The 13966-nt window shown below is 55.9% G+C and carries 13 protein-coding genes and 1 riboswitch; of the genes, 6 read left to right on the forward strand and 7 right to left on the reverse strand.

What is annotated here, in order from left to right; translation table 11 throughout:
- Positions 1-13 precede the first annotated feature (13 nt).
- A complete protein-coding gene (locus V4835_RS08455; RefSeq protein ID WP_331411907.1) occupies positions 14-1447 on the forward strand; it encodes a glycoside hydrolase family 32 protein in 1434 nt (477 codons plus the stop codon).
- A 67-nt stretch (positions 1448-1514) separates the two neighbouring features.
- On the opposite strand, the gene V4835_RS08460 is transcribed toward V4835_RS08455, so the two are convergent.
- Entirely contained in the window at positions 1515-1985 is a 471-nt protein-coding gene (locus V4835_RS08460; RefSeq protein WP_331411908.1) for a hypothetical protein, read from the reverse strand.
- Between the two features lie 159 nt (positions 1986-2144).
- Positions 2145-3143 (reverse strand): YadA C-terminal domain-containing protein, encoded by a 999-nt coding sequence (locus V4835_RS08465; protein WP_331411909.1) that lies wholly within the window; start codon positions 3141-3143, stop codon positions 2145-2147.
- Between the two features lie 617 nt (positions 3144-3760).
- Positions 3761-3857: riboswitch (TPP riboswitch) on the forward strand.
- 35 nt (positions 3858-3892) lie between these two features.
- Between V4835_RS08465 and thiM the strand changes: the two genes are divergently transcribed.
- Genes thiM through V4835_RS08480 form a run of 3 tightly spaced genes read left to right on the forward strand, consistent with a single transcriptional unit; the run spans position 3893 to position 6249 of the window.
- Positions 3893-4663, forward strand: a complete 771-nt coding sequence (thiM, locus tag V4835_RS08470) for a hydroxyethylthiazole kinase (protein ID WP_331411910.1) — start codon at positions 3893-3895, stop codon at positions 4661-4663.
- Positions 4660-5460: a bifunctional hydroxymethylpyrimidine kinase/phosphomethylpyrimidine kinase gene (gene thiD / locus V4835_RS08475; RefSeq protein ID WP_331411911.1), complete on the forward strand. Its 801-nt coding sequence runs from the start codon at positions 4660-4662 to the stop codon at positions 5458-5460. The genes thiM and thiD overlap by 4 nt, the downstream gene beginning before the upstream one ends.
- 42 nt (positions 5461-5502) lie before the next feature.
- Positions 5503-6249, forward strand: coding sequence for a GntR family transcriptional regulator (locus V4835_RS08480; protein ID WP_331411912.1), 747 nt, complete (start codon positions 5503-5505; stop codon positions 6247-6249).
- Here V4835_RS08480 and V4835_RS08485 read toward each other — a convergent pair.
- From V4835_RS08485 to V4835_RS08495, 3 genes are read right to left on the reverse strand one after another with little or no spacing between them, the layout of a single operon-like run.
- A complete protein-coding gene (locus tag V4835_RS08485; protein WP_063144555.1) occupies positions 6223-7176 on the reverse strand; it encodes a PfkB family carbohydrate kinase in 954 nt (317 codons plus the stop codon). The two genes, V4835_RS08480 and V4835_RS08485, sit on opposite strands and share 27 nt — an antisense overlap.
- A complete protein-coding gene (locus V4835_RS08490) occupies positions 7173-8177 on the reverse strand; it encodes an ADP-ribosylglycohydrolase family protein (protein ID WP_331411913.1) in 1005 nt (334 codons plus the stop codon). The genes V4835_RS08485 and V4835_RS08490 overlap by 4 nt, the downstream gene beginning before the upstream one ends.
- Positions 8174-9451, reverse strand: coding sequence for a nucleoside permease (locus V4835_RS08495; protein ID WP_331411914.1), 1278 nt, complete (start codon positions 9449-9451; stop codon positions 8174-8176). The genes V4835_RS08490 and V4835_RS08495 overlap by 4 nt, the downstream gene beginning before the upstream one ends.
- Before the next feature lie 250 nt (positions 9452-9701).
- Here V4835_RS08495 and fbaB point away from each other — a divergent pair, with 250 nt between their 5' ends.
- The gene (gene fbaB / locus V4835_RS08500; RefSeq protein ID WP_023312424.1) at positions 9702-10754 is read left to right on the forward strand and encodes a class I fructose-bisphosphate aldolase; all 1053 of its coding nucleotides are present in this window, start codon (positions 9702-9704) and stop codon (positions 10752-10754) included.
- Between the two features lie 53 nt (positions 10755-10807).
- Here fbaB and yegS read toward each other — a convergent pair whose 3' ends face one another.
- The gene (yegS, locus tag V4835_RS08505; RefSeq protein WP_331411915.1) at positions 10808-11707 is read right to left on the reverse strand and encodes a lipid kinase YegS; all 900 of its coding nucleotides are present in this window, start codon (positions 11705-11707) and stop codon (positions 10808-10810) included.
- Between the two features lie 141 nt (positions 11708-11848).
- On the opposite strand from yegS, the gene V4835_RS08510 reads away from it, so the two are divergent.
- Complete coding sequence (locus V4835_RS08510; RefSeq protein WP_331411916.1) at positions 11849-12349, forward strand: DUF523 domain-containing protein; 501 nt, start codon at positions 11849-11851, stop codon at positions 12347-12349.
- A 161-nt stretch (positions 12350-12510) separates the two neighbouring features.
- Here V4835_RS08510 and trhP read toward each other — a convergent pair whose 3' ends face one another.
- The gene (trhP, locus tag V4835_RS08515) at positions 12511-13872 is read right to left on the reverse strand and encodes a prephenate-dependent tRNA uridine(34) hydroxylase TrhP (protein WP_023312421.1); all 1362 of its coding nucleotides are present in this window, start codon (positions 13870-13872) and stop codon (positions 12511-12513) included.
- Positions 13873-13966: the final 94 nt, after the last annotated feature.

The raw sequence follows: 13966 nt of genomic DNA on the forward strand, positions 1-13966 counted from the left end.
AAAGAGTAGACAAATGACATATTCCATTGCCAAAGCTGAACAGGAACTGCAGGCCAGAGAAGGCAGTCTTAACCTGCGCTGGTATCCGCGTTACCACCTCGCCGCGCGTGCCGGCTGGATGAACGACCCGAATGGCCTGGTGTGGTTTGACGGCTGGTATCACGCCTTTTACCAGCATCATCCATACTCGACCCAGTGGGGGCCGATGCACTGGGGCCATGCGCGCAGCAGGGACTTAGTTCACTGGGAGCACCTCCCGGTTGCACTGGCGCCGGAAGGGCCAGAAGACAAGGATGGCTGTTTTTCCGGATCGGCGGTAGTCGATGGCGATACGCTGGCGCTGATTTACACCGGACATAAATTCCACGGCGACCCTGATGATGAGGCTAATCTCTACCAGGTGCAGTGTCTGGCGACCAGCCGTGACGGTATTCATTTTGCCCGGCAGGGAATGATTGTTGACACGCCGCCAGGCCTGCATCACTTCCGCGATCCGAAAGTGTGGCGTGAAGGGGAGAGTTGGTACATGGTTGTCGGCGCGCGGGACGGTGAGACGGGCCAGGTGTGCGTATACCGTTCTGCCGATCTGCACGAGTGGCAGGATATGGGCATTCTTGCGGTGGCTGAAAAAGAGATGGGCTACATGTGGGAATGCCCGGACTTTTTCACCCTCCAGGGTAAACGCGTGCTGATGTTTTCGCCACAGGGGTTGGCGGCAGACGGATTCAAAAATCGTAATCTTTTTCAGAGCGGCTACCTGCTGGGCGAGTGGCAGCCCGGTCAGCCTTTCGTGCGTGAAGGGGAATTTGTGGAGATGGATCGCGGGCATGATTTCTATGCGCCACAAAGTTTCCTGACTCCCGACGGCCGCCGCATCATTATTGGCTGGCTGGACATGTGGGAATCGCCCCTGCCGGAACAGCAGGATGGCTGGGCGGGTATGCTCTCTTTACCGCGCGAGCTGACGCTTGGTGCGGATAACCGTCTGCAAATGCGCCCGGCCAGAGAAGTCGAAAGCCTGCGCAGGGCGTGGTTCCCCTGGCCGGTGAGCACGCTTAACAATCAGCAAATCACTCAGGTGGAAAGCTGCGACGCGCTGGAGGTCATTCTCCAGTGGGATTGCGTCAACAGCAGCGCGGAGCAGTACGGTATTCGTCTCGGAGACGGGTTACGTATTTATGTCGATGCCCAGATGCAGCGCCTGGTGCTGGAGCGTCACTATCCGCAGTATGGCTTGTGTGGGACCCGAAGCGTCGCGCTTAACCTGAGCGACACGCTAAACCTGCGCCTATTTTTTGACAACTCGTCGGTGGAGGTGTTTGTCAATGAGGGGGAAGCGTGCCTCAGCAGCCGCATTTATCCTGAAGCGGGGGCTCGCGAGCTGGCGTTGTTTGCCTGGACGGGGAGTGCGTCGCTCATTGATGCCGGGGCGTGGCAGTTAGAGTAAATGGGTTACATCAGAAAAATCCAGTAAGGTTCGGGAATAATAAAGGCGACGGGTGTCGCCTTTATTATTATTTAATCTTTCTGGCGTAGCCCTGGAACTGACCTTCTTTACTCACCGCTAATTTGCCTTTAGCAGGGTAGTAAATGAAGGTGTATAACCCTTGCGAATAAACCTTTGCCCGAGGCTCGTTTTCATCCAGCGCGCCTAATACACCGTCAACATTTAGGATCTCTCCTCTAATCGCGATCGTCATCTTTTCCCATTTAAAGGCGTGCGTTGCTTTAGCTGCCTGAGCATGTTGTTTCGCGTCTTTCTTAACCCAGATACCCGTACCTGCGGCGGCATCACGCGCGTTCGCCCATGCTGCATTTTGTGCGGATTCATTGTACGCATTCTGGCGGTTTTGCTCAGCCAGGTAGCACGTATCTGTGCTAATCCCCTGGCGTTCACATTCAGCCATGCGCTGAGCAGGCGACGTACATGCAGAAAGCAGAGCAGCAGCACCCGCCATGACTACCGCTAAGCGTGTTTTTTTCATTATGCAAAGACCTTAAATTAAAAATATACAGCAGGAGGATGTTCAATATCCGCAAATATAATAAGAGTGATACATACAACCTAACCATATGCCAATAAGGATAAGTGCCATATATAATATTAAAGAGATAAAAATATACTTTGCCATGCTGCTTTTCTATTAAAAGCCGATACCTACACCGACGGAAGCACCCATGTTATTCGCGGTGTCATCAGAGAAACTGACTTTGGCGATCGTATGTGAATTGACGTTAACGGATGCCCCGACGGCAAGGGCGCTTTCACTATTGTACGTTGCACCGCCAGCAGAAAACATAACATGCTGATTTGTTTGTACCTGCGGTAAACCTGCCATCGCCATAGCGCCCGAGATACCGGCGTTGGCCTGCTTCTTATTATTATCCACTTCGTCGTGCAACGATTTGAACTGCTGGCTGGTGTTGTTATTCATTGCCTGTAACGTCTGCTTGGTTGCCTGAAGTTCCTGAGCGGTGGCGGTAACAGCCTGGCTGTTGTTGGCCACTTTCGTTTGCGTTGCTGCGTCTACCTGCACGCGCGTTACGGTAGTCGCCACGCCATCTTTACCGTTATGACCATCTGCGCCGTCGCGTCCGTTAATTCCTGCTGCCCCCTGTGCTCCCGTATCTCCCTTTTCACCTTTCGCACCATCTTTTCCATCTACGCCGTTGACTGGTTTTGGCACATTCTCTAAAGAGGTGATGCGTTGCTCGTGATCTGTCAATACGTTGCCTTGTAATTGGGTTTGGTTTTGAAGCTGAATGATATTAGAACCATTTTTTACAACGTCTAATAACGCAGTGTCTGCTTTTTGACTAGCGGTATCAGCAAGAGCACCGGCACGTTTAGCCTCACCATCAACACGATTAATTTCATCTACCCGATTACGGGATTCAGCATCTAAATCGCCGCGTAAAAGGGATATTGACGTGGAGTTAGAACTCACTCCACCTTTAAGCTTATCAATATCATCTAAATCATAAGATTTGATTGATTCGTCTTGACCGTGGATGGAAAGAAAAACATTGCTACCATCAGTTGTTTGGATCATCGCTTCAGCAGCTGTAGCAACATGGAATGAACCACCAGCAACCACATACAGTGCAAAAACAGAAATAACAGACTTATTCAAAGGTTTCATTTTAAAGGACCACATCATTAAAGTATTGAAAAATAATATTAGCTGAACGGTTTTCGTCAGACAGATGATTAACCATCAGTGACGGTTGAACTCTGTCTTATTCTTTTTTAGTAACGTGAATTAACTATCAATTAAACCCAAGCTAATGATTTTGATCTAAATCATAAATAATATGAATAAATACAGCGAAGGGGTGCGGTAACTCTATGATTTATTTAATGTATACATTAATTTGTGAGTTGCGTGATAAATTTATAACTCGCTTTAAGTAATTGATTAAATATGAATATTCAGCGTGGTTAAACAGCTGAGTGGATTCTCTTTATTTCATATGAAAGAGGTTCGTGTGTCTTATAAAAGAGTAAGTCACACGTAATAAGAGAGAAAAAATAATAGCCTTGGTAAAAGTGCGTAATAAAGGTTTTCAATAACGCGTTAACAATTATTGAACCAGAATTAACTAAAGCGTAATAAATATAGTCAAATGACTGGAAAGTACGACTAGAAATTTCCGCTGTGACTAGCCCGGCGATAAATCGAAACTCCTTGCGCCTGGCCTACGGCCGCGGTTACACTATATATTGTTAATGATTTTTCATAACTCTCTGTTTTATATGTATTTTGACTCGGGGTGCCCTTCTTTGTGAAGGCTGAGAAATACCCGTATTACCTGATCTGGATAATGCCAGCGTAGGGAAGTCAGATGCCTTCCCGGTCATCGCTTCTTCACGCAAGGCAGGAGCGAACCCATGCAGCCTGACCTGCTCGATTTACACGTATTACACCACTTCCGAACCCGTTCTCCGCTGACTCACTGTATGACCAACGATGTCGTACAAACCTTTACGGCCAACGTTCTGCTCGCGCTTGGCGCATCCCCCGCGATGGTGATTGAGGCCGAAGAGGCCGAACAGTTTGCCGGAATTGCCGATGCGCTGCTGATTAACGTTGGCACGCTGACTTCACCGCGCGCCCAGTCGATGCGCCGGGCGATTGAGAGCGCAGTGGCGGCAGGCAAGCCCTGGACGCTGGACCCGGTTGCCGTGGGCGCCCTGACGTTCCGCACCCGTTTTTGCCATCAAATCCTTGCCCTGAAACCGGCCGCCATTCGCGGCAATGCCTCTGAAATTCTTGCCCTTGCCGGAATGAGCGCGGGCGGGCGCGGCGTTGATACGACCGATACCGCCGCCAGCGCGGTGCCCGCCGCACAGGCGCTGGCTCGCCAGACTAATGCCGTTGTGGTCGTCAGCGGCGAGGTGGATTACATCACTGACGGGCAACGCACCCGCTCGGTAACGGGCGGTGACCCGCTGATGACGCGCGTAGTGGGAACCGGATGCGCGCTTTCTGCCGTTGTGGCGGCGAGCTGCTCGCTGCCGGGCGATCGGCTGGATAACGTCACCGCCGCCTGCGGATGGATGAAGCGGGCCGGAACGGTGGCCGTTGCGCAGTCACGTGGGCCAGGCAGTTTTGCCAGCGCGTTCCTGGATGCGCTCTATACGCTGGAGGAGCAGGCATGAAGCGGATTAACGCCCTGACCATTGCCGGCACCGATCCCAGCGGCGGCGCGGGTATCCAGGCTGACCTGAAAACCTTCTCGGCCCTTGGCGCGTACGGCTGCTCGGTCATTACCGCGCTGGTGGCGCAAAACACGCGCGGCGTGCAGTCGGTTTACCGTATTGAGCCGGATTTTGTTGCCGCGCAGCTGGATTCGGTGTTCAGCGACGTCCGCATCGATACCACCAAGATCGGCATGCTGGCCGAGACGGACATTGTAGAAGCGGTAGCCGAACGGCTTAAGCGCTATCAGGTGCAAAACGTGGTGCTGGATACCGTCATGCTGGCAAAAAGCGGCGATCCGTTGCTCTCCGTCTCCGCCGTCGAGACGCTGCGCAAAAAGCTGCTGCCGCAGGTGGCGCTCATTACGCCCAATCTGCCGGAAGCCGCCGCGCTGCTAGGCACATCGCATGCGCAAACTGAACGCGAGATGAAAGCGCAGGGGAACGCGCTGCTGGCAATGGGCTGCGGCGCGGTGCTGATGAAGGGCGGGCACCTGGATGATGCCGAAAGTCCGGACTGGCTCTTTACCCGCGACGGCGAAGTACGTTTTACCGCGCCGCGCGTGCGGACCAAAAACACCCACGGCACCGGGTGCACGCTCTCTGCCGCGCTGGCGGCGCTGCGTCCCCGGCATGATGGCTGGGCCGATACGGTGCGCGAAGCGAAAATCTGGCTCTCCGCGGCGCTGGCAAAAGCCGATACTCTGGAAGTGGGTCACGGTATTGGGCCGGTTCATCATTTTCATGCATGGTGGTAACCCAGTATACTGGCAGGAAACACCACGCCTGGGAAAACAGAGATGGAACAAGCGCATACCCGGTTAATCGCTCAACTGAATGAACGGATCGCCGCGCCTGACAACACGCCGCTGTACCTGAAATTTGCCGAAACGGTAAAAAACGCGGTGCGTAGCGGGGTGCTGGAGCACGGGAATATTTTGCCCGGCGAGCGCGATCTGAGCCAGTTAACCGGCGTGTCGCGCATCACCGTGCGAAAAGCGATGCAGGCGCTGGAGGAAGAGGGCGTGGTGACGCGTTCCCGTGGCTATGGCACGCAAATCAACAATATCTTCGAATATTCGCTGAAAGAGGCGCGCGGCTTTTCCCAGCAGGTGGTGCTGCGCGGCCAAAAGCCTAATACGCTATGGGTCAACAAGCGGGTGGTGAAGTGCCCGGAAGAGGTCGCAAACCACCTGTCGATCTCGCCGGACAGCGAAGTCTTTTTGCTCAAGCGCATTCGCTATGTGGATGACGATGCGGTGTCGATTGAAGAATCCTGGGTACCGGTTGGGTTAATTCCCGATGCGGATGCGATTGGCATTTCGCTGTACGACTACTTCCGCAGCCAGAATATTTTCCCGCAGCGCACCCGTTCACGGGTAAGCGCCCGTATGCCGGACAGCGAGTTTCAGGCGCACATAAAGATGGACGAAAAAATACCGGTGCTGGTGATCAAGCAGGTCGCACTTGACCAACAGCACCGGCCGATTGAGTACAGCATCAGCTACTGTCGCAGCGATCTATACGTCTTTGTGTGCGAGGAGTAGCGCCTCGCGAGTCGGGGCGCAATCCCCGCCGCGGTGGCTGACCACCCAGGACGCCACGGCATTCCCCAGCAGAACGGCGTCTGCCAGTGACCATCCCGCCGCCAGCCCGGCAAGCGTGCCGCCCGCGTGGCTGTCGCCAGCGCCAATGGTATCCACAACCGTCGCCGGGAACGCCGGAACAACGCCCGAGGCTTCGCCGTCATACCACGCGGCGCCGTCTTTATCATGCCGCACAATCAGCGCAGCGCCGAAACGCAGCTGCCACTCCGCTCCCAGATTTTCAGCCGCAACGCCCAGGCGTTCGGCTGCGATCTCCGCTTCCTGACGATTAAGCGACACAATCGGCCTGCAGGCCATAATCCGCGCCATCAGCGCGTCGGGGATATCCGCGATGCGGGGACCGAAATCAATAAAGGCCGTCACCTCCTGCAACCCCTCCAGCCAGCATGTCAGCAGCTCGCCGCACGGCGAGGCCAGCTGATAGCCGGATAAATAGATCAGGCTGTTCGACGGGATGTTAAGCACATCAAGCCAGCGCTGCTGCCACTGGTTCTCCACGCCGCTAAAGGACATAAAGGTGCGCTCGCCGTCTGGCTCCACGAGCGCCAGGCACCAGCCGTTATCGCCGGTTTCGGCCTCGATGGCGCTGTGCAGATCCTGCTTCGCCATGGCGTTGCGGATGATGTCCGCCCACACGCCATGACCGACGGGCAGGGCGTTTTGCGCCGTAATGCCGAGACGCTTCAGGGCGATGGCAATGTTCAGCGCGCAGCCGCCAATATTCACGCCCTGCTGTTTGAGCTCGATATCGCACCCGCGCCAGGGCAGGGCGTAGGCGTCGGCGATGACGTCAATCACCGCTGCGCCCAGCACCGTTACCGGGCGCGTGGCGTGCAGGGTGTCGAGGCGTTGGGCAAATGAATTCATAGGCCCTCCCTTTGCTCCCGGTAGTGCAGCAGTTTCTCGCAATAGTGGCCGAAATCGAGCCGGTTGACGGCGTCGAGTTCGGCTTTGAGCGCCGGGTTAATGGCCTGCACGCCGTGGAGCGCGCCGCAGATGGCCGTCGCCATTGCGCCAATGGTGTCGGTATCGCCGCCCAGATTGGCGCATAAAATGGCGCAGCGGTTCGGGTCGGTTCCCGCCAGTTCTACCATCGCGATGGCCGCCGGGACGGACTCAATGGTGCTGGTTCCTGCGCCGACAAGCTGATAAATCTGCTCGCTGGCGGAGTCGATGCCGTTGGCTTCCCGTACGGTCTTAAGCGCCAGCTCAATACGTGCCGCCAGCGACGCGCTGAAGGTGGTGGTTTTCGCCTCCTGCGCATAGCGGGCGATACCCGGCAGGGCATCGACGATGTTCTGCCAGCTTTCGCCGTCGACGGCGCGGGAAACCGCCCAGGCAATCACCGCCGCACCGGCAATGGCGAGATCCGATTTATGGGTCGGGCTGGAGGCCAGCGCGACCTGCTCAACAAAGTATTCCAGACGCGTGGCCGGGAGTAGGCAGCCCAGCGGGGAGGCGCGCATCGCCGCCCCGTTGGTCACGCCGTTGTTTTCCAGTTCGCTAACCGGTTTCCCGTCGCGAATCGCGTTAAGCGCGATTTTGGAGGTCGGGCCGAGCACGTTCTTATTAAATGCGTCGAAATCGAGCGCCCAGCGCAGAATATGCTTGCCGATAACGTCCGCGTTAATTTCTCCCTCACACTCGATAATTGCATCCGCCAGGCACAGCGCCATTGAGGTATCGTCGGTGAACTCTGCCTGTTTGAAGTAGCAGGCCGCATTATTCTCTGCCGGGCCGGGTAAAAAACGGTCGATCCAACCGAAGTGCGCCTTGACGCGCTTTCTCGGCCACAGCTCCGACGGCATGCCCATCGCATCCCCTAACGCCTGCCCGTAAAGGGCACCGAGAACACGTTCTTGTTTCATTTAACTTCCCCTTGTGTCAGCGCGGTATCGCCATCAACCACCTCAATTGCGGTGATCTCTTTATCCGATTCGCGGAAAAACAGCATAAACAGCACGGCAATCACGGCAATCATGATTGCACCAAACGCCCACATTCCGGCCCAGTTGAAGGTCAGCCCATTCACCGGCTCTTTGTATGCGAACATTTTTTCCATCATTACGCCGCCCAGGCGGTAACCCAGCAGGCTCCCAAAGCCCTGGCAGCACAGTGTAATCAGGCCCTGCGCGGCGGTGCGCATGTGCACCGGCGCTTTTTTATCCACGTAGATGTACGCGGTGACGTAGTAGAAGTCGTAGCTCACGCCGTGCAGCAGAATGCCGAGGAACAGCAGGGCGTAGGTGAAGTACTGTTCCGCTCCGCCGTAAACGAAGAAACCGTAGCGGATGGCGGCAGTGATCAGACCCAGCAGTAAGACCTTCTTAATACCAAAGCGTTTGGTAAAGAACGGCAGCGCCAGCATAAAGAAGATTTCGGAGAACTGGCCGAGCGTCATCCAGCCGGTGGCGTTTTTCATCCCCACTTCGGTGAGATAGCCGTTGGCGAAGATGTAATAGAAGGCCAGCGGCATGGCGAACAGGAACGAGCAGAAGAAGAACACCAGGAAGTTTTTGTCGCGCAGCAGGATCAGCGCGTCCAGCCCCAGCATCACTTTGATATCCAGCTTGCCGGTGCTTTTCGGCGGGGTGTTCGGCAGGAACAGCGCAAAGACGCCGAGCAGGGCGGAGCTGGCTGCCGTCATCAGCAGCGGGATATTGGTATCGGAAATGTCGCTGTAGCCCAGCATCTGCGGCAGGAACCCGCACGCCAGCCCGGAGGCGATCCAGCCGATGGTGCCCATCACGCGGATGCGCGGGAAATCGGCCTCGACGTCGTCTACGTTGGCGAAGGCAATGCTGTTGGTCAGCGCGATGGTCGGCATATAGGTCAGGGAGTAAACCAGCAGCAGCGGGAAGAAGGTGCTGAACTGGGTTTGCTGTGCGGCGAAGTACATCAGAATCGCACCGGCGAACATCAGCACCGCCAGCACTTTCTGGGCGGCGAAGAAGCGGTCCGTCAGCGAGCCGACCAGAATTGGGGAGAGGATAGCGGCAATGGCGGTACAGGCGTAAGACCAGCCGATTTCACCGGCGGTAAAACCGCTTTTGCTCAGCCACAGCCACAGCGGCACAAACCACGCGCCCCAGATAAACCATTCAACGAACATCATGAATGACAGTTGGACTTTCGTTTTCATTTTTTAATCCTGCATGTCAGAGAGGGTACGCCTTTAACATACCACTCAATAATACCTTTTAAATACCTTTGTGGTGATTGTTTGATCAATGTAACAGTTTTGTTGTACACGAATCGAGCCAGCAGATTGTGCTGAAAAAAAATGCAGAGGGTGGAAAATCTGTTAAGTCGGTACCAGGCTTAGTCTGCCCATAAAAGATGGGACTGGATAAACACACACCGACACGACGTCGGACTTACGGGAGTATCACATGACTGATATTGCGCAGTTGCTTGGCAAAGACGCCGACAGCCTTTTACAGCATCGTTGTATGACCATTCCAGCCGACCAGCTGTATCTGCCTGGTCATGACTACGTTGACCGCGTGATGATCGACAACAACCGTCCGCCTGCGGTCCTGCGAAATATGCAGACGCTCTACAATACCGGGCGGCTCGGCGGCACCGGGTATCTCTCTATTCTGCCCGTAGACCAGGGCGTTGAGCACTCGGCGGGCGCCTCTTTCGCGGCGAATCCGCTCTACTTCGATCCGAAGAACATTGTTGAGCTGGCGATTGAAGCGGGCTGTAACTGTGTCGCCTCCACCTACGGCGTGCTGGCTTCGGTTTCGCGTCGCTATGCCCACCGCATTCCGTTCCTCGTGAAGCTGAACCACAACGAAACCCTCAGCTACCCTACCGAATATGACCAGACCCTCTATGCCAGCGTCGAGCAGGCGTTCAACATGGGGGCGGTGGCGGTAGGGGCGACCATCTATTTCGGTTCTGAGCAGTCTCGTCGTCAGATTGAAGAGATCTCCGCGGCGTTTGAGCGTGCGCACGAGCTGGGCATGGTGACCGTACTGTGGGCATATCTGCGCAACAACGCGTTCAAGAAAGACGGCGTGGATTACCACGTGTCGGCCGACCTGACCGGGCAGGCGAACCACCTGGCGGCGACCATCGGCGCGGATATCGTGAAGCAGAAAATGGCCGAGAATAACGGCGGCTATAAAGCGGTGAACTTTGGCTATACCGATGACCGCGTTTACAGCAAGCTGACCAGCGATAACCCGATTGACCTTGTGCGCTACCAGCTGGCGAACTGCTACATGGGCCGTGCGGGGCTGATTAACTCCGGCGGCGCGGCGGGCGGTGATACCGACCTGTCAGACGCGGTGCGTACGGCGGTTATCAACAAACGCGCGGGCGGCATGGGGCTGATCCTTGGCCGTAAGGCGTTTAAGAAATCGATGGCCGACGGCGTGAAGCTGATCAACGCGGTTCAGGACGTCTATCTGGATAGCAAAGTAACGATTGCCTAACCTGAGGGCGAAACGTAGGCCGGGTAAGGCGTAGCCGCCACCCGGCAATACATTCAGCGCAAAAGCACACAGTCCGGCGGTAGCCGACACTGCAGCGCGCCGGGCAACACCTCAATGCGGAACTGCGTCCCGCTCAGCGGCTCTCCGTCGAGGTTAAAGGTCATTCCGTGCGGAGCATTCACTTCAAACCACGCCGATTTCCCGGCAATGATATTTGGACTCTCTTCCGGCTGCGTCAGCGTGGTAAACAGCGCGGGCAGCAGGCCGTCGCCAGTGAAAATACGCAGCTGTAGCTGACCGTCATTGATCAGCGCCTCCGGGCACAGCTGCTGCCCGCCGCCAGCCTGACGCCCGTTGCCGATGCCAATCACCAGCGCGTCACCCTGCCACTGGAAATCCTCGCCGCGAATTTCGCAGCGGTCAGGCTTGAGGGTGTCCATACGCATCAGGCCGTGGATCAGGTACGATACGCCGCCCAGCGCCGCCTTCAGTTTTTCGGGCGTTTCGCTGGTGATGCGCGTGCCGAACCCGCCCGTCGCCATGTTGATAAAGCAGGTTTTTTCATTCACCTGCGCAATATCCACAGCGGTGGCCTTGCCGAGGATCGCCAGCTGGAGCGCCTTCTCTAACTCTTCCGGGATCCCGGCGCTGGTGGCAAAATCATTGGCGGTGCCGAGCGGTAAAATGCCCATCACCGGCCGGTTTGCCGGGGGGAGGTCGATAAGCGCTGATGCAATCTCATTGATGGTGCCGTCGCCGCCGCCGGAAATGATGGTGTTGACGCCAAGCCCGAGGGCTTCATTGATATAGCGTGCCGCGTCGCCTTTTTCCCACGTCACCCTGACGTGGATGCGCGCGCCATCGTCACGCAAACCCTGAATCACCTGACGCAACAGATCGTTGCCCGCACTTTTGCCATTGAGAATCAATAAACTGTCTGGATAGGTTGCCATCCGCGCTGCTCCCTTTTTTAGCGTTAGTAAGAGTGTATAGCAGAGAGGAAAAAAGCGGGTAAGAACAGGATGAAAGGAACAAAATAGGCACGAAAGCGCGTTACACTTCAGCGATGACGTCAATGTAATCACAGGAAAGTGATGATGAATAAAATTTTGGTAAGCGCTTGCCTGATGGGCTTCAGGGTTCGTTATAACGGAAGTGAAAAAGCGCGAATGAACGAGCAACTCGCTCGCTGGCAACAGGAACAACGTCTGGTTATCCACTGTCCTGAACTTGCGGCCGGGCTGCCTGTACCTCGTCCTCCGGCAGAGATTATGTCCGCTGATGGCAAAGACGTGATGCACGGACAAGCCAGAATTATTGAAAATACAGGGCAGGATGTGACTGAGCATTACCAGCTTGCAGCCTGGCTCGCGCTACGTACAGCTCAGGAATCTGGGTGCAGCGCTGCATTGTTAACCGATGGCAGCCCAACGTGCGGGAGTCAGTTTATTTATGACGGATCTTTTGGCGGGATACATAAAGCGGGGATGGGTGTTGCGGCATCGTTGCTTGCAGAGCATGGAATAGCCGTGTTCTCAGAGAAGCAAATCGACGAGCTTATTGCCTGGGTTGAGGAAAGAGAAGGCAAAAAATAAGCCCGCGTAAGGGAGATTACGCAGGCTAAGGAGGTGGTTCCTGGTACAGCTAGCATTTATGGGTTATGTTTTTCAGCGGGGGGATAATACCCGTATTGAACGAAGCGGTATGTGATCCGATTCTAAGAATTATCCCAGCGCGAAAAAATTTCCCTGATCAACTATTTGCCGTGCGGGTTTCGGGTGCTTTCACCGTTGAAGTTACGCATCAGCAGCGCGAACTTCAGCTCCACCTCTTCCGGAACCGGCAGCCAGACGGTATGACCGTCACCCGGCGCCACGTCAATCGCTTCGCCTTTGCCGTTTTCCAGATGCTCCAGCGTAAAGTTCATGTTGCCCTGCGGGGTCATCAGCTCCAGGCTGTCGCCTTTGGTGAATTTGTTTTTCACCGCGACGGCCGCCAGCGCGCCTTTGCGCTCGCCGGTGAAGTCGCCGACAAACTGCTGGCGCTCGGAAACGGAGTAGCCGTGCTCGTAGTTCTGGTAGTCGTCATGGGTATGACGGCGCAGGAAGCCTTCGGTATAGCCGCGGTGCGCCAGGCCTTCCAGGGTTTCCAGCAGGCTGGTATCGAACGGTTTACCGGCAGCTGCATCGTCGATGGCTTTGCGGTATACCTGCGCGGTACGCGCGCAGTAGTAATAGGATTTGGTGCGGCCTTCAATCTTCAGGGAGTGCACGCCCATCTGGGTCAGACGCTCGACGTGGGCGATGGCGCGCAGATCTTTCGAGTTCATGATGTAGGTGCCGTGCTCGTCTTCAAAGGCGGTCATGTACTCGCCCGGACGTTTGGCTTCTTCAATCATAAACACGCTGTCGGTTGGCGCGCCGATGCCCAGCGTAGGCTCGACGTTGGTCACCGGGATCGGCTCGTGCTTGTGGACGATGTTGCCGACGTCATCCTCTTTGCCTTCCTGGACGTTATATTCCCAGCGGCAGGCGTTGGTGCAGGTGCCCTGGTTCGGGTCGCGCTTGTTGATATAGCCGGAGAGCAGGCAGCGGCCGGAGTAGGCCATGCACAGCGCGCCGTGAACGAAGATTTCGATTTCCATATCCGGCACCTGAGTGCGGATCTCTTCAATCTCTTCCAGGGAAAGCTCGCGGGAAAGAATGACGCGGGTCAGCCCCATCTGCTTCCAGAACTTGACCGTTGCCCAGTTGACGGCGTTAGCCTGTACGGACAGGTGAATATCCATCTCCGGGAAGTTCTCCCGAACCAGCATGATTAAACCCGGGTCCGACATGATCAGCGCGTCCGGCCCCATATCCACCACCGGCTTCAGGTCACGGATGAACGTTTTCAGCTTGGCGTTGTGCGGCGCGATGTTGACCACCACGTAGAATTTTTTGCCCAGGGCATGCGCTTCGTTGATGCCGAGCTGCAGGTTCTCGTGGTTGAATTCGTTGTTACGCACGCGCAGCGAGTAGCGCGGCTGGCCCGCATAAACGGCGTCGGCACCATAGGCGAAAGCGTAACGCATATTTTGCAGCGTTCCCGCCGGGGAAAGGAGTTCCGGTTTAAACATGTTTGTTCTCGTTCTGATGACAGGTCAGATCCGCGTGCACCAGGTGCAGCGGTAAGGGGAGATCCCCCACTTTAAGGGCGGGCATTGTAGCGCT

Origin of the sequence: Enterobacter cloacae complex sp. CARB60, assembly GCF_036487345.1 — a bacterium.
GTDB lineage: Bacteria > Pseudomonadota > Gammaproteobacteria > Enterobacterales > Enterobacteriaceae > Enterobacter > Enterobacter asburiae_D.